This window comes from Blautia sp. CAG:237, assembly GCF_000436615.1.
GTDB classification, from domain to species: domain Bacteria; phylum Bacillota; class Clostridia; order Lachnospirales; family Lachnospiraceae; genus Blautia_A; species Blautia_A intestinihominis.
The window spans coordinates 1-17,476 of record NZ_FR886753.1; the positions used below are offsets into that span (position 1 = coordinate 1).

A 17,476-nucleotide genomic window follows, 5' to 3' on the forward strand; every position below is an offset into this window, starting at 1 on the left:
TTTCAGATGCTCTGGTAACTTGTTGCCGAGTAGTTCACAAATGAAACAAATATGTAAATGAGGTATGGTATGATGTATTTATAATATCAAGGAGGACAAGAATATGAACAGGAAAAGAAAAAAATTGATGAAATTGTGTGCATTTTTATTTATGCTGTTTTGCGGGACATTTATATTCGCAAATGGAAATGTTAAAGATGTACAGGCTGCCAGTCGTATGGTTATGTTATATGGTAATAAAACCTATACACAATATGATTTTACCGGGGATGGCAGGAAGAATCGTTTTAAATGTACTGCCGACAGTGAACGAGGATACGTTCGCCTTTACCTTAATGGAAGCTATAAGCAAAGAATATTTGTTGCGAAGGGTGCGAATTTATATTGGTGTGGAATTGACAGGAAGAATGTATACTTACTGGCCGTATGCTATCAGTACGGAGGCCATGAATTGAAAGTATATAAATATTCGAGTGGAAGATTTAAAGCAGTACCGGGCAAAGATCAGTTGAATAAAGTGTTTATGTTTTCAAATTTTTCCAAAATACAGGGAGACACACTTTATGTTTATTCCTCACAGGGAAGCAGAAATGGCGGATCTTTCCGGAATGCATCGGGCATGATTGAAGCAGAGACAAAATTCAAACTCAGAAATAATAAGATTTCCTGCATTTCCTGGAATTCCAGAATTATAGGAAGAAGAACATTTTATGCACAGAATTCTTTCCAGACAAGTGCAAGTGACAGGAATCTAAATATAAAAAATGGTCCTAAAGTAAAGGCGGGACAAAAAGTAACTTTAAATTATGTAAAACTGGGCGGGAATACATATGTGTACCAGATCTCCGTTGGTGGACGTAAAGGCTGGTTTAAGGATTCCTATTCTATCCAGTTCAGATGATCAAAGTCATAAGAGCAGAAGCTTTAACAATAAATATATGAAAAAACTCCTGGAACTCATAGGTTTCCAGGAGTTTTTTCATATATTTGCCGGGAGGTGCATCCTCTTTTTATATTTTAAGTAAAGTATAAATAAATGCATTTCCTAATAAAATAACTGGTACTTGACGTATAAACAGGAGGAGTTTTTATGCAGACAAAAATACCAGTTATCAATGAAGAGAATATCCAGGAATATCTGTTATACTGGTCTGCTCAATCCCTTATCCTATTACTTAGCAAAAGTTGGAATATAAGTTGTAGAGCCGTATACGAGATCCGTACGTACGGTTCAATGGGAGGGGCGAGATAATTATTCTCCCTCTGCCCTATTATCCGAAGTTCAACAGTAACAAAGAACGAAAAAGATGTTCATTTGCTGTCATGCATATTTTCTGTACTTTTGTGGGAAAGTCTGGGTGGCTGGTAATGATATACAGCCTCGTACGATTCCAGTTCATCCTCATTCATCGGTCCTGAGGGGATCAGCCCGGTGCAGTCCTGGGTTGATGCAGCATTTGAGAGAAAATCACAGGAATCAATAATTTCCTGATTAGATGTTGCAGATTTGTGTGAAATATTTTTTTTCATAAGTAACCTCCTCGTGCTAATAGTTATTAGTATAAGCAGAAAAACAAAAAATATTTTATAAAATATGAAAAATATCTGAAAGAAAACACAAATTCGTAATCAGGTATGATAAAATGTAAGTATAAATTCAAGGAGGGACAGAGAATATGAAACAGATTACAATGAAAAAGAAAGTGAAACAGTTGTGCTGCATTTTGCTGGCAGTAATTCTCTGCATGGGGATGACAGTTCCTGCTATGGCTGCATCATCCAGATATTATAATGCAGCGGTATCAAGCTACAAGAAGTATGTGAAAGGCAAACGTGGCAGTTACAAAATCGTAGACATTGATGGAAATGGAATTCCGGAACTGCTTATGCATAACAGTTCTGCAGGAATCAACGAAATCCGTACTTACAATCCGAAAACAAGAAAAAATGTACGTGCAGCATCTGTCGGATATGGCAAGGGCTATAATTTTCCGATCAAATACTCCAGAACCTGTCACACTGTAATGCTCTGCAATGCCAACACAGGTGGAACTGAGTACTGTATTTACAGAGTCAGAGGAACCAAGGCAACAAGAATCGTAAAGGCAGAACGCTTTAACGGCAGATTCCAGAAAGGATATAAGGTTAATGGCAAGAGAGTAAGTGGTTCTACCTACAGCAGAAGTGTCAAAAAATACATGCAAAAAGCCGGAGTAGTATGGTCCAGCGGAATGTGATACGGCGCGAAAATGAAAAAGAAAAAAATAGTGAATTGAATTAGTTTAAGAGAAAGCCCAATTTGCTCAGATGGCAAATTGGGCTTTATAAGATTTATTTAAAAATAACTATCGCTGTTTCACTCTGTCCTGTTTTATTGTTTACAGCATTCAGAAGCAGCATGGAATTCTTCTTTGTTACTTTAAATGTTTTATTGTTTTTTAACATTTGTGACTGAAATTTACCAGCTTTGTCCAGATAATCGGCAGTAACAGTCCAGCCGCTTTTTCCCTTAAAGACAGGAATCCCGCACTTCCCTGAACAAAGTCAGCATTCTTGCAAGAAAACTGACCAGTGTTTACGCAAGGATCACTACAAAGATGGAATTTGTGCCGGAAGTACATCAGCACAGTGCGGGTCTGATCCTGTATTATGATAACATGAACTACATCAACCTCCGCAAATATTACAGTGAAACTCTCGGACAGAGCGCATTGTCCATCATCCATCTGGAAAATGGCGTCAAGACAGAATTTTTGAACACCAGGATCCCGGTAGAGGACAAACCGATCTACCTTCGCCTCTACATCGAAGGAAGAAAATCCTGGTTCGAGTGGAGCTACGACGGAGAAAATTATGAGAAGATCGGACGCATCTTCGATACCACCAGATTCTCCGATGAATACTGCAAATACGGTGAGTTCACCGGTACCATGGTAGGCCTCACCTGCGCCGACCGCATCCTCCACAGGAAATGTGCCGACTTCGATTTCTTCGAATACAAAGCCGACGAAAGCCGGATGGTGGAGTAAATTAGTCAGAATATCTAAAAAATTTAATATAAACCATCAATTCTGAACATTGACGGTTACCCCTTGTATGTGACAAAATAGGTATTACTAATAATAGGATTGCCGGGCGTTAAAATGCGCCTGGTTTTTCCGCGTTAAAAAGGAATATCAGGGAGGAAAGAAATGGCACAGAAAAGAAAATGCGGCGTACTGCTTCCAGTGAGCAGTCTGCCTTCAAAGTACGGTATTGGATGCTTTGACAAAAAAGCGTATGAATTTGTAGATGCACTCAAGGAAGCAGGACAGAGTTACTGGCAGATCCTGCCGCTGGGACCGACCAGCTATGGTGATTCACCGTACCAGTCTTTCTCTACATTTGCAGGAAACCCATACTTCATCAGTATTGAGGCACTGATCGAAGAAGGAGTCCTGACAAAGAAAGAGTGTGACAAAGTAGACTTTGGAACAGATACGACCAGCGTAGATTATGCGAAATTATACGAAGGACGTATGCAGCTTCTCCGCAAGGCATATGAGAGAAGTAATATTTATATGGATCCGGAGTTCCGCAGATTTCAGGAAGAAGAAGCATGGTGGCTCAAGGACTATGCACTTTTTATGGCAGTGAAGAAACGCTTCGGCGGTATTCCGTGGAGCGAGTGGGCTGAGGATATCCGCCTTCGCTGGCAGAACGCCCTGGATTACTACAGAGAAGAAATGTATTTCGAAATCGAATTCCAGGAATATATGCAGTTCAAATTCCGCCAGCAGTGGATGGCACTCAAATCTTATGCAAACGAAAAGGGAATCCAGATCATCGGTGACATCCCGATCTACGTTGCAATGGACAGCGCAGATACCTGGGCAAATCCGTGGCTCTTTAAACTGGATGAGAAAAATTGCCCGACACAGGTAGCAGGATGCCCGCCAGATGGATTTTCTGTTACAGGACAGCTCTGGGGAAACCCTCTGTACAACTGGGAAGTGCACCGTAACTCTGGATATGAGTGGTGGATCAAACGAATCTCCAACTGCTTCCGCCTGTATGACGTTGTAAGGATCGACCATTTCCGCGGATTTGATGAATATTATGCAATTCCATACGGAGATAAGACAGCAGAGAACGGCTGGGGGGAAAAAGGTCCTGGAATCGATCTGTTCCGTGCAATCTCAGCAAGATTGGGAGACAGAGCGATCATCGCAGAGGATCTTGGCTACATGACTGATAGCGTTAAACAGCTTGTAGAAGAGAGCGGCTATCCCAACATGAAAGTTATCGAATTCGCTTTTGACGAGCGCGATACCGGAAATGCCAGCGACTACCTGCCGCACAACTATCCGAGAAACTGTGTTGTTTATACAGGAACCCATGACAACGAAACACTTCTTTCCTGGCTGGACGACATCACACCGGGCGAGAGAAGACAGGTCCGTGAGTATCTGAACAACTTCAAAGACTCCGGCAAAGAACTGTGTGACGACCTGATCTGCCTCGTAATGCAGAGCGTTGCCAATCTGTGCATCATTCCAATGCAGGATTACCTTGGTCTTGACAACTCCGCACGAATGAACCAGCCGTCCACCCTCGGCAAGAACTGGAAGTGGAGACTAAAAGAAGGTCAGTTCTCAAAAGAACTTCAGAAAGAAATGCTGGAACTGGCAACACGTTATGGAAGAAGATAAGAAGAATAATATCAAAGGATATATGCTCGCAATCCTCGGAGGGGTCAGCTGGGGAATATCCGGTGTATGCAGCCAGTATCTGTTTACGCAATATGATCTCAGTGCTGACTGGCTTACCGCGATCCGAATGCTGCTTTCGGGGATCCTTCTTCTCGTACTTGCTTTCCGAAAGGAACATACACGGATTTTTAAGATCTGGACAAAAGGGAAAGATACGTTCTGGCTGATCGCGTTTGCACTTGCCGGACTTCTTCTGTGTCAGTATACATTTCTGGCAGCGATCAAACATTCTAATTCTGCTACAGCTACGGTCCTTCAGAGTCTGAACGTTGTTTTGATGGCGATCGTGATGGCGGTCTGGAATAAGAAAATGATGAGCAGAATACAGATAGCGGCAATTGTCTTGGCGTTTTCCGGTACCTATCTGATCGCAACGAAGGGAAGTCTGACAAGCATGGATCTTCCCGACAAACCTTGACCTTCCAGCGTGGATCATCATCGCAGTCATCGTTATTATCGGCACAGCAGTTGGATTTTCCGTATTTCTCGAGAGCGTAAAATATATCGGCCCCGTAAAATCAACACTACTTGGCTGCCTGGAACCTGCATCCGCAACCCTTCTCTCAGCCTTGCTGCTGGGAACGAAATTTACCGCGATCGAACTGATCGGTTTTGTATTTGTTGTAGGCACGGTATTTCTTTCCGTGTCAACAAAGGAATAGAAGTCTAAAATATTGCACCGGTTGTTTACTTGAGAAAAAGCATGTGTTATAATTTTTTACACGAAAAGATAAAAAATTATCGGGAGTGTAGAATGAAGAAAGAACTAGAGAAATATTTTGTGATAGCAGATACTGTTCAGGAGATGAATGGAGATATCTGTGAGGTTATCCTTCATGAGCTGACAAAATCTGGAAGTTATGTGGCATATGTTGCAAATGGAACAGTTACCGGACAGAAAACAGGAGAGAAGTCAGATTACTTCGTGAAGCAGGTGCTTGAGAACAAAGACTTTAAAGACGATCATCTTTCGAATTATTTTTTCAGGACAACAGATGAAAAGGCAGTCAAGTCATCATCAGCACTGCTCCGAGATCAGGATGGAGATGTGATCGGGATGCTTTGTATCAACATGGATATCACCATGCTTCAGAATGTAAATACTATGTTGATGAACTATCTGAAAACAGACCTGGAGGCAGGAAGAAATCCGGGAACAGGAGAACATGACGTCCCGCAGGACGTCATGGCAGTCATTGACAAACTCATTATGTCGGTGATTGGATCCACAGATACCAGAGAGTTAAGCCGCTCAAAATGCGTTGGGCTGGTGCGCCTTATGGATGAGAAAGGAATCTTCCTTGTCAAAGGAGCAATGGACAAAGTAGCAGAACTGATGGGAGTCTCCCGAGTGACGATCTACAGTTATCTTGACGAAGCAAGAGGAAAAAAAGGATAATTTTTATAGCATATATTAAGATAAGGGCTGCAGTTACGCTGGTGGTAACTGCAGCCCTTAAAATTGCATTGCATATCGAGGAGGTGCCAGTGGCACGTCTGCTGATTTTATGCCTCAGGCGTATAATACACAGCTGAGAACGGCGGCAGGGTCAGGATGATCCTGTCGTTTTTGAGTGTGATGGCGGTATTTAAGTTTTTCTGGGTGCCGCCGTAGATCTCAAGATTGCTGTTCAGTAGTTCTTTAAGGCTGGTGACTCCCGGGAGTTTCAGTTCGTACATCTGCTCGTGGTCGGAGAAGTTGAACAGGGAGATGATCTTTTCTTTCTTGCTGTTTCGCTCAAAGACGTAGATGCAGTTTGCCTCCTGGTGGCAGTCGATCCACTGGAAGCCGTCTGCCTCGTAATCCTTCTCCCAGAGAGCAGAGTGCTCAAGGTAAAGCTGGTTCAGGTCTTTCATGAAACGTGCAAATCCCTTATGGATCGGATAGTCGAGGAGCATCCAGTCCTGTTCACGCTTTTCATCCCATTCACGGAGCTGGCCGATCTCATTTCCCATGAAGTTCAGTTTCTTGCCAGGATGTGCATACATATACATGTACAGTGCGCGTGCCTGCGGGAATTTGTTGTCATAGTCGCCGCTCATTTTCTGCATGATCGTTGCCTTGCCGTGGACAACCTCATCGTGTGACAGCGGAAGCAGGAAACGTGCATCGTAGTAATACATCATGGAGAAAGTCAGTTTGTGATAATTGTCTGTACGATATTCCGGACCAGTACGGAAATAGTCCAGGGTATCGTTCATCCAGCCCATGTCCCATTTATAGTCAAATCCAAGACCGCCCTGGGAAACCGGATCGGTAACTTTCGGGAAGGAAGTGGAATCTTCGGCTGCGAGGATCGCAGATGGGTGGAGATTCTTGAGTCCCTGGTTCATGTACTGAAGGAACTCTACCGCATTCAGGTTTACCCCACGAGCCGGGTCGCCCTGCCAGTAGATCGCACGGCTGATCGCATCCATACGGATACCGTCCATGTGGAATTCACTCATCCAGTAATTGGCACAGGACTGCAGGAAACTTCTTGTTTCGCCGCGGGAATGCATAAAGTTGCAGCTTCCCCATTCGCTGACACCGACAGCAGAGTTCGGATACTCATAAAGCGCAGTTCCGTCATAATTTGCCAGACCGTAAGCATCCACAGCGAAATGAACCGGAACAAAGTCCATCAGCACGCCGATGCCGTGTTTGTGGCAGGCATCCACGAAAGCCTTTAACTGGTCAGCAGTTCCGTATCTGGAAGTCGGACTGAAAAATCCTGTTGCCTGATATCCCCAGGATTCGTCACATGGATACTCATTCAGCGGCATGATCTCAAGACAGTTGTATCCGTTCTCAGTAAGATACGGGATCAGGATATCGATCATTTCCTCATAAGTATACCAGTCGTCGGTCTTGTCGGACGGCTTGCGGAAAGAACCGAAATGGATCTCATAGATGTTGAGCGGTTTTTTGCGGCAGTCGCTGCGGTTCTGCATCCATTTGGAGTCTTTGAATTTATATTTGGACATGTCACGGACGATGGAAGCACTGTTCGGACGAAGCTCCATGCCGAATCCATACGGGTCGCAGTGATCGACCGGATTGTCGTTGCGGTCATAGATACGGTATTTGTACATCTGTCCCGGCTTTGCCTCCGGGATATAGCATTCCCAGAAGTTGCCGTCATAAACTTTGTTCATCTCTGATTCCTGCCAGTCGTTGAATTCTCCGATCACAGCGATGCGGGAAGCAGATGGTGCGAAAGTGCGGAAAGTAACTCCTGTTTTTTCTGTATGTGCACCGAGGTACTGATAAGCGTCAAAAATTTTTCCTGTGTAAAATCCGTAAAAATCCATGCAGATTCTCCTTTGCATATAATAATTATGATTCGATAGTAATGGACAATAGTTGTTTTTTTAACTATACTATAAGAAGACAAGGAAGGGTTGTCCACCGACAATAAAAAAAGAAAGACGGATAAGCAACTTTTGAAAAAAACCGTCGGAAAAGGAAAAACATATGGATATCAGAATCGAAAAAACAGAGCGCGCGATCAAGAATGCTTTTTTGGAATTACGCTCCCGTAAACCACTTGGAAAGATCACAATAAAGGAACTGTGCAGTCTGGCTGCGATCAACAAATCAACCTTTTACAGCCATTATGAAGATATTTATGCACTGTCAGACAAAATGGAATCAGAAACGATCGTCTCTGTGCTGAAAAATATTTCCAGCCAGCAGGAGGAGCCGTTCAAGAATCCGGATGTATTTACAAGAAACCTTTACATGGCGCTGATCTCAAACAACACCCTGATCAATCTCTTGTTTTCCGGAACAGAAAAAGCCCGCCTCGGTGACTGTCTGGAGACTGAACTGAAACGTCTCATTTGTGAGAAATATCCAGATTATAAGGAGGACCCGCAGAGAGACATCATGCTTTCTTTCTGCATCCAGGGCTGTTTCCATGCATATCTGAACAATCAGGAAAAAGATGTCGCAACATTGGTCTCTGTCAGTGAGAGTATTGTACGTAAACTGGCTCCGATGTATCTGGAAAACAACACAGAAGAAAACTGAAATACAATCTGAAAGAAGAGAAAACATGAAAAAACTGGTAATAGGAATCCTGGCGCATGTAGATGCCGGGAAGACGACTTTGTCCGAAAGACTCCTGTATCTGTGTGGCGTGATCCGTCAGATCGGACGCGTGGATCACGGAGATACCTTTCTGGATAATTATGAACTGGAAAAAGAGCGTGGGATCACGATCTTTTCCAAGCAGGCGATCCTTAAGACCGAGGATGTGGAAGTAACACTTCTGGATACTCCGGGGCATGTCGATTTTTCGGCTGAGATGGAGAGGACACTGCAGGTGCTGGACTATGCGATCCTTGTGATTAACGGCATGGACGGCGTGCAGAGCCATACGATGACACTGTGGCGGCTTCTGGAAAGATATCAGATTCCTATATTTCTGTTCGTCAACAAGATGGATCAGAACGGAACGGATCACGAAGCCCTTCTTGCTGATCTTAAGGCACATCTGCATGAAAACTGTGTGGATTTTGGAAAAACCCAGGAAAACGATGAAGAAAACACCCTCACTTCGGACCAGATGGAAAACATCGCGGTCTGTGACGAAACACTTCTCGAGAAATATCTTGAGACAGGCAGTATCGAGAAAGAAGAGATTGCAGAACTGATCACACAGAGAAAGATTTTTCCATGCTATTTTGGGTCTGCGCTCAAAGAGGACGGTGTGGAGGATTTCTGGAATGGTGTGCAGAAATATACCAGAGAACCCAAACGTCCGGCAGAATTCGGTGCAAAGGTATTCAAGATCGCAAGAGATGAACAGGGAAACCGTCTGACTTACATGAAGATCACAGGCGGCTCTCTCAAAGCCAAAACCATGATTTCATCCAGAGCGAAAGGACAGGCTTTGCCGGGCGTGAGACAGCAGCAGGAAGACTGGGAAGAAAAAGCAGACCAGCTCCGTCTGTATTCGGGAGCCAAATATACAACGATCACAGAGGCAGAAGCAGGAACGATATGTGCCGTGACAGGCCTGACCAGAACCTATCCGGGTGAGGGGCTTGGCATAGAAAGCGAATCCGAGCTTCCTGTTTTGGAACCGGTTCTGAATTATCAGATCCAGCTTCCGGACGACTGCGACCCACACCAGATGCTGCAGAAATTACGGCAGCTTGAGGAAGAGGAACCGGAACTTCATATTCTGTGGGACAGCCAGCTTGGCGAGATCCATGCACAGCTGATGGGAGAGGTGCAGATCGAGATCCTCAAGAAACTGATCTGGGACCGTTTTCATGTAGCAGTGGAATTCGGTGCAGGAAGCATTGTCTACAAAGAAACCGTTGCAGAACCGGTGGAAGGAGTGGGACATTTTGAGCCGCTTCGTCATTATGCGGAAGTCCATCTTCTGATCGAGCCGGGAGAGCCGGGAAGCGGCTGCCAGTTTTTTACCGCATGCAGTGAAGATGTGCTTGCAAGGAACTGGCAGCGTCTGATCCTTACACATCTGGAGGAGAAGGAACACATCGGCGTGCTGACTGGTTCTCCGCTTACGGATGTGCAGATCACCCTCCTGACAGGGCGCGCCCATGCGAAGCATACGGAGGGCGGCGATTTCCGCCAGGCAACTTACCGTGCTGTCCGCCAGGGACTTCGCAAAGCAAAAAATATCCTTCTGGAACCATACTATGAATTCCGCCTTGAAGTGCCTGCCGAGATGATCGGAAGAGCACTGGCAGATGTCCAGAAGATGCAGGGGAGCTTCGAATCACCGGATACAGACGGAACAACCGCAGTCCTAAAAGGAACAGCAGCCGTTTCCCAGATGCGAGATTACCAGAAAGAGGTCGTTGCATACACACACGGAACAGGAAAACTTTTCTGCACACTCAAGGGCTATGCACCGTGCAAAAACCAGGAAGAGATCGTACAGAATGTTGCCTACGATCCGGAAAGCGATCTGGAAAATCCGACAGGTTCCGTTTTCTGTGCACATGGCGCAGGTTTTGTCGTACCATGGGATCAGGTCGAGGATTACATGCATCTGAACAGCGGAGTGGAACTTAACGGCCTGGACAGCGAAACCTGGTATGATGATGTGGATTATGCGGAAAATCCGGGTACAGCGGTGGATAATCCAAACATTTCCAGAAACACAAGTGGAAAAAACGGCAAATTTTCCTACAGCGGAAGTTATGATGAGGAGGAAGAGCTGCAGGCAATTTTTGAGAGGACATTTGGTCCGGTCAAACGCGACCGTGCCGCTTTCCAGAAAAAGACGGTTCATTCGTCAGCACCGGCCGTCCGCTATCGACAGGGAAAACCACGCAAGGAAGAATATCTCCTTGTCGATGGATACAACATCATTTTTTCCTGGGAAGAGCTGAATGAGCTGGCGAAAGAAAATATCCACGCGGCCTGCGATAAGCTGATGGATATCCTGAGCAACTATCAGGGATACCGCAAATGTACATTGATCCTTGTATTTGACGCTTACAAGGTGGAAGGACACATGGAAGAAGTTCTTACCTATCATAACATTTACGTGGTATATACCAAAGAAGCCGAGACCGCAGACCAGTATATCGAAAAAACAGTCCACCGGATCGGCAGACAGTATCAGGTAACCGTAGCGACTTCTGATGGTCTGGAGCAGGTCATCATCATGGGACAGGGCGCACACAGGATTTCCGCACAGGGACTCAAAAAAGAGATCGAAGACACGGAAAAAAATGCACGTGCAGAGTGGCACCAGCAGCGCCAGAGCAGCAAGACCTATCTCTTTGACCACATGTCAGAGGAACTGCAGGCGCAGATGGAAAAAATTCGTTTAGGCAAGGCAGGCGAAGAATAAAAAATGATATATTTATATAGAAGAAACAAAACAGGAATCTGCATTGACCGCGTATATGGACACGACGGGATCGTGGAACTGCCGGAAACTCTGGAAGGACTTCCTGTGACAGAACTGGGAGCATATATTTTTTCTGACCATATAGACCGGGGCGACCTGGAAAAGTGCAGGATGAGTGGGAAATTCTGTACAGAGGACGGACTGGAAGTGCAGGATGAAGAAGGAATGCCGGAGATGTCCGGAAATGCGGTGCAGGAACTGATCCTTCCGTCAAAACTCAGAAAAGTAGGAAGATATGCTTTTTACAATTGTTTTCACTTGAAAAAGTTAAGTTTCGGCGGTGATCTGCGGGATGTCGGTGTCGGTGCAATGACCGGCTGCCACAAGATCGAGCGGGTCACTGTAAAAACAGACGAGAACGGTGATTCCTGCCTGAGAGATATCCTGACAGAACTGCCGGAGACTCTGAGAGTCGATATGGACAAAAATGGTGAACAGGGGCGTTTCTGGTTTCCGGAATTTTTTGAGGAAGGCGTAGAAAATACACCGGCGCGAATCATCGAAAATCATGTGCACGGAAGCGGGATCCGTTACCGAAACAGCTTCCTTCACAAGAAACTCAACATACTGGAATACGACAAGCTTTTTCCCTATGCGGAAGCGTGGGAGGAGGAGTCAATCGTTCTGAAACTGGTACTGGACCGTATCCTCTACCCGATGGATCTGACAGAGACAGCGGAAGAAAAATACATCCAGTATCTCAGAGAACACGGAGAGCGTGCGGTCAGTATCCTTGGCGAAGAAAAAGAATACGCAGCAATGCGGACGATCCTCACAAAGATCACTCCGGACAGGACAGAGACAGAAAAAATGCTCGAGCGTGCACAGAGATCAGGAGATTCCAGATGGGTCAGTATCCTCATGGACACGCTCGCAGGCCATGGAAGGAAGAAGAGAAAGGCATTTGAACTGTGAACAGAGAAGAAAAAAACAAATTTGGAAATTTTGTTCATGAGCAGCGCAAAAAAGAAGAAGAGGTACTGGAGATCTGCCAGGATATTTTTGCAAATTCCAGAAATGAACTGGCGGTTTCCATGCGTTATTTCCAGAGCGCTCTCAGTGCATTAAAGATAGTGCCGTCAGGCGAGACACAGGTGCTGGGCACGGACGGGAAACTTCTCTATGTGTCCCCACAGTGGCTGCTTCCGATGTTTATGCAGAACAAAGTAGTGATCAACAGGCTGTATCTCCACGAACTTCTGCACTGTCTTTTCTGCCATCTGTGGAGCAGAAAGGAACGGGAGTGGAGAATCTGGGATCTGGCAGCAGATATCGCGGTGGAAAATATTCTGGATGAACTTTATCAGAAGGCAGTTTACATCCGCCCGAACAGTTTCCGAAGAGAAAAATATCAGCAGTGGAAAGTAGAACACAAAGTTCTGGCTGCGGAGATCCTGTATTATGATCTCCTGAAATGCGAGGAAGAAGAAATCGCCCGTCTGGAACAGGAATTCCGCAAGGACGACCACCATTTCTGGTACACGCCGAACAGTCGAAGCGGGATGGCAGACCGCCAGAAGAAATGGGAAGAGATGCGGCGCAAGATGCAGACGGAAATGGAGCTTTTTTCGAAGGAAGCAGCAGGGGATTCGCCGGGACTTGTGGAGCATCTGCAGGCAGAAAACAGAAAACGGTATGATTACCGGGAGTTCCTTCGGAAGTTTTCTGTCCTGAAAGAAGAGATGCAGGTGGATATGGATTCTTTTGACCCGATCTACTATCATTTTGGGATGGAAACTTACGGGAATATGCCGCTGATCGAGCCGCTGGAAACAAAAGAGATGAAAAAAATCGAGGATTTTGTCATCGTGATCGACACTTCCATGTCCTGTAATGGAAGCCTGATCCGCAGGTTTCTGGAGGAAACGTACAGTGTACTTGCAGAGTCGGAGAGTTTTTTCCGAAAGATCCAGGTGCACATCATTCAGTGTGACGAAAAGATCCAGGACGATCAGGTGATCCATAACCAGAAAGAGATGGAAGCGTATCTTGAGGATTTTAATGTCAGAGGGTTCGGCGGAACGGATTTCCGTCCGGCATTTACGTATGTGGAGCATTTGATCAAAATGGGAGCATTTCAGAGACTTCGGGGACTTCTGTATTTCACCGACGGATATGGGACTTTTCCGGCAAAGATGCCGCCTTATGATACCGCGTTTGTTTTTATGAAGGATGATTACAGGGATGTGGATGTGCCGCCGTGGGCGATCAAACTCATTCTGGATACACAGGCACTAGAGAGGAAAGAAGATTATTATGAATATTAAACAGGCAAAACAGGAAGTTGTGGATACGGTCGAAGCGTATCTTATGAAAGACGAGTATGGAGAATATGTGATCCCGAGCGTTCATCAGAGGCCGGTGCTTCTCCTTGGTGCACCGGGAATCGGAAAGACGCAGATCATGGAGCAGGCGGCGCGTGAATGCGGCGTGGCACTGGTGGCGTACACGATCACACACCACACCAGACAGAGTGCGATCGGACTTCCGTTTATTTCGAAGAAGGAATACGGCGGCAGGGAATACTCGGCGACAGAATATACGATGAGCGAGATCGTTGCAAGTATTTATAACCGTATGAGTGAGACGGGTCTCAGCGAGGGAATCCTTTTTATTGATGAGATCAACTGTGTTTCTGAGACACTGGCTCCGGCGATGCTGCAGTTTCTCCAGTGCAAGAGTTTCGGAAACCATGAGATCCCGAAGGGATGGGTGATCGTGGCAGCAGGAAACCCGCCGGAATACAACAAATCTGTCCGCGAGTTCGACGTTGTCACCCTGGACCGTGTCAAAAAGATCCTCGTAGAGCCGGACTATCAGACCTGGCGGGAATACGCATACAAAGAAAACATGCACCCGGCGATCCTTTCTTATCTGGAACTTCGAAACAACTGTTTCTACCAGATGGAGACAACGATTGACGGCAAACAGTTTGCGACTCCGCGAGGATGGGAAGATCTTTCCAGGATGATGGAAGTCTATGAGCGTCTTGGAAAAAGTATCACGGCAGATCTTGTGGGGCAGTACATCCAGCATGAGCGCATTTCGAGAGAATTTGCAGAATATTACGAACTGTATCAAAAATACCAGCAGGATTACCAGATCACAGAAATTCTTCAGGGCAAAAACTCCGAGGCGATGGTAAAGAAAGTTTCCCATGCATCCTTCGATGAAAGAGTGAGTGTTGTAAACCTTCTGTTCTCCGGTACACGACAGGCGGTACGAAAAGTCATGCTTCAGGAAGAAGTACTGGAAAAAGTGTTCGAGGTGCTGAAAGCCCTGAAAAAAAATCTGGCATCTGGAAATCTCGCGCAGAGACTGGAAGATTACATCTTTGATCTCAAAAACACCCGAGAGAAGAAGCAGAAAGAAGGACTTCTGGAACGAAGAGAAGACCTCTGCATCCGCCAGGCAGTCACACTTCTGGAAGATTACGCGAAACTTCTGAAACAGCACAGCGAGGTTCAGGGAGAAGAAGCGTTTGATCTTGTCCGGGAGGCATTTGGGGAAGAAAGAGCTTCCTGGGAAGACGAATGGGATCAGGCAGGAAATACACTGGAATATGCGTTTGATTTCATGGAGGCGGCTTTCTATAACAGTCAGGAAATGGTTATGTTTGTATCAGGGATCAATACAGATTTCTACTGTGTACGTTTCCTGGAAACTTATGAATGTGAGAGATATGTGCGTTACAACAGAGATCTGCTGTTCGAGGATGTGAGCCAGCAGATCCGAAGGAGAATTGAAGAACTTTAAGAGGAGCGTTATTAAATGAAGAAACAAAGGAAAATCTACACCTTTTTACTTTCGCTGCTTCTGGCGTTTTCGCTTCTGCTTCCGGGCAGTATCGTTCCGGTGGAAGCAGCAGGCGGCGACATGGCGGTGCACTTTATTGATGTAGGGCAGGGACTGGCGATCCTCGTGCAGTCGGGCGGAGAAAATCTTCTCTATGATGGTGGAAACCGTTCTCATGCAGATGAGGTGGTCCAGTATCTTAAGAATCAGGAAGTAGAGACGATCGATTACATGATCTCCTCTCACTATGATGAGGATCATCTGGGAGGACTTGTCAAATGCCTTGATAATTTTGAGGTGGATCATGTTCTGGGTTCCGACTATGTGCACACATCGGACCTTTTTAATACGTTTATGAATACGGCGACAGCGAATGCGATCACTGTCGAATATCCGGCTGTCGGTGATACTTATGAATTTGGGACCGGCAGTTTCACGGTCATGGCACCTTCCGGAATCTCCAAGAACAGCAATGACAACTCTGTTGTGATCCGTCTTGTCAATGGCGACAACAGCTTTATGTTCATGGGAGATGCGGAGGAGACAAGTGAGCAGGATATGATCAGTACAGGAATGAACCTGGACTGTGATGTGCTCTGTCTCGGTCATCATGGTTCTGCATCTTCTACTTCATGGGATCTTCTGGAAGCATCGACTCCATCCTGGGCAGTGGTAAGCTGCGGCAAAGGTAATTCCTACGGTCATCCGACTGCGGAGACAATGGGAAAACTTTCCGACATGGATATCCCGGTATTTCGTACCGATGACCAGGGAACCGTGATTGCAGTTTCTGATGGAAGTACGATCAGCTGGAACCAGGAACCGTGCAACGATTACAGTTCTGGAGATGAGAGTACTGGCAGCAGTTCAGGTTCTTCTGATGCAAGTACAGGTTCAGGTGTGCGTTATTCTGGCTGGTCAGACAGCTCACAGATTTCGGACAACAGCACCGAGACTGCAGACACGACTGACACCCAGGGAGCCATGGTCTGGATCTCTGCAACAGGAAGCAAATATCACAGCATTCCAAACTGCGGAAATATGAACCCGGACAATGCAAGACAGGAAAGTGAATCACAGGCACTCAGTGAAGGTTATGAAGCCTGCAAAAAATGCTGGTAAAAACGAGAATCAGATTTCCTGATAAAAATCCCGTACATAGTGCATAAACTGGCGCACATGCGGTTTCAGGATCCGGTTTTTGCTGTAAACAATATAAAAACTTCTTTTATGAACAGATTCTTCTAATGGAAACAGAAGGATCTGTTTTGTTTTTTCCAGATCTACGGCAGAACGGGCAGAGAGGATTGAGATGCCAAGTCCGTTGACGATAGATTTCTTGATGCTTTCCAGATCGTTCATTCGGGCGATCACATTGAGGTCAGAAGGCGTGATGCCGATCTTTTCCAGAAAAAGATCCATCTCTTTCTTGGTGCCGGAGCCTTTTTCACGGATGATGATCGGATCTTCCAGAAACTGTTTGAAATCGACAGGATCTTCCTTGAATTTCAGGTAGTGTTCTGTGACAGGCGTGGCGATCACGAGGGTATCCTGACAGAAAGGAATAAAGACACAGCTCTCATCTCCGGTATTCTGCCCGACAAGTGCAAGATCGACAGTTCCGTCCAGAACGCGGTGGATCGCTCCCTCACTGTCCGTCTGGATGGAATGAAAATAAATATCCGGGTGGAAGCCTCCGAAACCTGCGAGCAGTTCCGGCAACAGATAAGAGGAAGGAATCGTGGAGGCTGCAAGGTCGATCATGTGCTTCTGCGCCCCTGTGAAGTTGTCGAGAAGGTTGTTGCGGATCTCAAGCATCCGGACTGCACTGTCGTAGAGCTGGTAGCCTCTGGTGGTGACGGTGGTCTTTTTTGTCGTGCGGATGATGAGTTTGGAGTGAAGCTCTTCTTCGAGGGAGCGGATGTGTGCGCTGATGGTTGGCTGTGTCAGATAAAGTCGTCTGGCAGCTTCGGAGAAACTGCCGTAATCGACGACGGCGACAAAGGCTTCTAACTGTTTGAATTCCATAAATCAAAAATCTCCTGA

The 17,476-nt window shown here is 45.8% G+C and carries 15 protein-coding genes and 1 pseudogene; 13 read left to right on the top strand and 3 right to left on the bottom strand.

Annotated features, from left to right (window positions below; genetic code table 11):
- Positions 1-451: 451 nt before the first annotated feature.
- Positions 452-901, top strand: coding sequence for a hypothetical protein (locus QZL69_RS10145; RefSeq protein WP_291519288.1), 450 nt, complete (start codon positions 452-454; stop codon positions 899-901).
- A 410-nt stretch (positions 902-1,311) separates the two neighbouring features.
- Here QZL69_RS10145 and QZL69_RS10150 read toward each other — a convergent pair whose 3' ends face one another.
- The gene (locus QZL69_RS10150; protein WP_022215096.1) at positions 1,312-1,530 is read right to left on the bottom strand and encodes a hypothetical protein; all 219 of its coding nucleotides are present in this window, start codon (positions 1,528-1,530) and stop codon (positions 1,312-1,314) included.
- Between the two features lie 146 nt (positions 1,531-1,676).
- Here QZL69_RS10150 and QZL69_RS10155 point away from each other — a divergent pair, with 146 nt between their 5' ends.
- The 6 genes and pseudogenes from QZL69_RS10155 to QZL69_RS10175 all read left to right on the top strand — a co-directional run bounded on the left by QZL69_RS10155 (position 1,677) and on the right by QZL69_RS10175 (position 6,150).
- A complete protein-coding gene (locus QZL69_RS10155) occupies positions 1,677-2,237 on the top strand; it encodes a hypothetical protein (protein ID WP_022215097.1) in 561 nt (186 codons plus the stop codon).
- 294 nt (positions 2,238-2,531) lie between these two features.
- A pseudogene (locus tag QZL69_RS10160) lies at positions 2,532-3,029 on the top strand (glycoside hydrolase family 43 protein); the annotation flags it as partial.
- A gap of 162 nt (positions 3,030-3,191) precedes the next feature.
- Positions 3,192-4,691, top strand: a complete 1,500-nt coding sequence (gene malQ / locus QZL69_RS10165) for a 4-alpha-glucanotransferase (RefSeq protein WP_022215099.1) — start codon at positions 3,192-3,194, stop codon at positions 4,689-4,691.
- Positions 4,678-5,169, top strand: coding sequence for a DMT family transporter (locus QZL69_RS10170; RefSeq protein ID WP_022215100.1), 492 nt, complete (start codon positions 4,678-4,680; stop codon positions 5,167-5,169). Before malQ ends, QZL69_RS10170 begins: the two co-directional genes overlap by 14 nt.
- Before the next feature lie 37 nt (positions 5,170-5,206).
- Positions 5,207-5,413, top strand: a complete 207-nt coding sequence (locus QZL69_RS14095) for an EamA family transporter (protein WP_442852506.1) — start codon at positions 5,207-5,209, stop codon at positions 5,411-5,413.
- Positions 5,414-5,505: 92 nt separating this feature from the next.
- Entirely contained in the window at positions 5,506-6,150 is a 645-nt protein-coding gene (locus tag QZL69_RS10175; protein ID WP_022215101.1) for a helix-turn-helix transcriptional regulator, read from the top strand.
- 107 nt (positions 6,151-6,257) lie between these two features.
- On the opposite strand, the gene glgB is transcribed toward QZL69_RS10175, so the two are convergent.
- The gene (gene glgB, locus QZL69_RS10180; RefSeq protein WP_022215102.1) at positions 6,258-8,045 is read right to left on the bottom strand and encodes a 1,4-alpha-glucan branching protein GlgB; all 1,788 of its coding nucleotides are present in this window, start codon (positions 8,043-8,045) and stop codon (positions 6,258-6,260) included.
- Positions 8,046-8,208: 163 nt separating this feature from the next.
- On the opposite strand from glgB, the gene QZL69_RS10185 reads away from it, so the two are divergent.
- Genes QZL69_RS10185 through QZL69_RS10210 form a run of 6 tightly spaced genes read left to right on the top strand, consistent with a single transcriptional unit; the run spans position 8,209 to position 16,552 of the window.
- Entirely contained in the window at positions 8,209-8,766 is a 558-nt protein-coding gene (locus QZL69_RS10185; protein WP_022215103.1) for a TetR/AcrR family transcriptional regulator, read from the top strand.
- Between the two features lie 25 nt (positions 8,767-8,791).
- On the top strand, positions 8,792-11,575 hold the full coding sequence (locus tag QZL69_RS10190) for a translation factor GTPase family protein (RefSeq protein ID WP_022215104.1): 2,784 nt from the start codon (positions 8,792-8,794) through the stop codon (positions 11,573-11,575).
- A 3-nt stretch (positions 11,576-11,578) separates the two neighbouring features.
- A complete protein-coding gene (locus QZL69_RS10195) occupies positions 11,579-12,550 on the top strand; it encodes a leucine-rich repeat protein (protein ID WP_022215105.1) in 972 nt (323 codons plus the stop codon).
- Positions 12,547-13,902, top strand: a complete 1,356-nt coding sequence (locus QZL69_RS10200) for a vWA domain-containing protein (protein ID WP_022215106.1) — start codon at positions 12,547-12,549, stop codon at positions 13,900-13,902. Before QZL69_RS10195 ends, QZL69_RS10200 begins: the two co-directional genes overlap by 4 nt.
- On the top strand, positions 13,892-15,391 hold the full coding sequence (locus tag QZL69_RS10205; RefSeq protein ID WP_022215107.1) for an AAA family ATPase: 1,500 nt from the start codon (positions 13,892-13,894) through the stop codon (positions 15,389-15,391). Before QZL69_RS10200 ends, QZL69_RS10205 begins: the two co-directional genes overlap by 11 nt.
- Before the next feature lie 15 nt (positions 15,392-15,406).
- Complete coding sequence (locus QZL69_RS10210) at positions 15,407-16,552, top strand: ComEC/Rec2 family competence protein (RefSeq protein WP_022215108.1); 1,146 nt, start codon at positions 15,407-15,409, stop codon at positions 16,550-16,552.
- Between the two features lie 9 nt (positions 16,553-16,561).
- Here QZL69_RS10210 and QZL69_RS10215 read toward each other — a convergent pair whose 3' ends face one another.
- Positions 16,562-17,458 carry a selenium metabolism-associated LysR family transcriptional regulator gene (locus QZL69_RS10215; protein WP_022215109.1) on the bottom strand — a complete coding sequence of 299 codons (897 nt, stop codon included), beginning with the start codon at positions 17,456-17,458 and terminating at the stop codon, positions 16,562-16,564.
- Between the last annotated feature and the right edge of the window lie 18 nt (positions 17,459-17,476).

Excerpts from the sequence above, each read along its gene's own strand:
- QZL69_RS10210 (WP_022215108.1), top strand. The coding sequence starts at position 15,407 with ATGAAGAAACAAAGGAAAATCTACACCTTTTTACTTTCGCTGCTTCTG.
- QZL69_RS10170 (WP_022215100.1), top strand. The coding sequence starts at position 4,678 with ATGGAAGAAGATAAGAAGAATAATATCAAAGGATATATGCTCGCAATC.
- glgB (WP_022215102.1), bottom strand. The coding sequence starts at position 8,045 with ATGGATTTTTACGGATTTTACACAGGAAAAATTTTTGACGCTTATCAG.
- QZL69_RS10205 (WP_022215107.1), top strand. The coding sequence starts at position 13,892 with ATGAATATTAAACAGGCAAAACAGGAAGTTGTGGATACGGTCGAAGCG.
- QZL69_RS10190 (WP_022215104.1), top strand. The coding sequence starts at position 8,792 with ATGAAAAAACTGGTAATAGGAATCCTGGCGCATGTAGATGCCGGGAAG.
- QZL69_RS10175 (WP_022215101.1), top strand. The coding sequence starts at position 5,506 with ATGAAGAAAGAACTAGAGAAATATTTTGTGATAGCAGATACTGTTCAG.
- QZL69_RS10215 (WP_022215109.1), bottom strand. The coding sequence starts at position 17,458 with ATGGAATTCAAACAGTTAGAAGCCTTTGTCGCCGTCGTCGATTACGGC.
- malQ (WP_022215099.1), top strand. The coding sequence starts at position 3,192 with ATGGCACAGAAAAGAAAATGCGGCGTACTGCTTCCAGTGAGCAGTCTG.
- QZL69_RS10185 (WP_022215103.1), top strand. The coding sequence starts at position 8,209 with ATGGATATCAGAATCGAAAAAACAGAGCGCGCGATCAAGAATGCTTTT.
- QZL69_RS10150 (WP_022215096.1), bottom strand. The coding sequence starts at position 1,530 with ATGAAAAAAAATATTTCACACAAATCTGCAACATCTAATCAGGAAATT.
- QZL69_RS10155 (WP_022215097.1), top strand. The coding sequence starts at position 1,677 with ATGAAACAGATTACAATGAAAAAGAAAGTGAAACAGTTGTGCTGCATT.
- QZL69_RS10195 (WP_022215105.1), top strand. The coding sequence starts at position 11,579 with ATGATATATTTATATAGAAGAAACAAAACAGGAATCTGCATTGACCGC.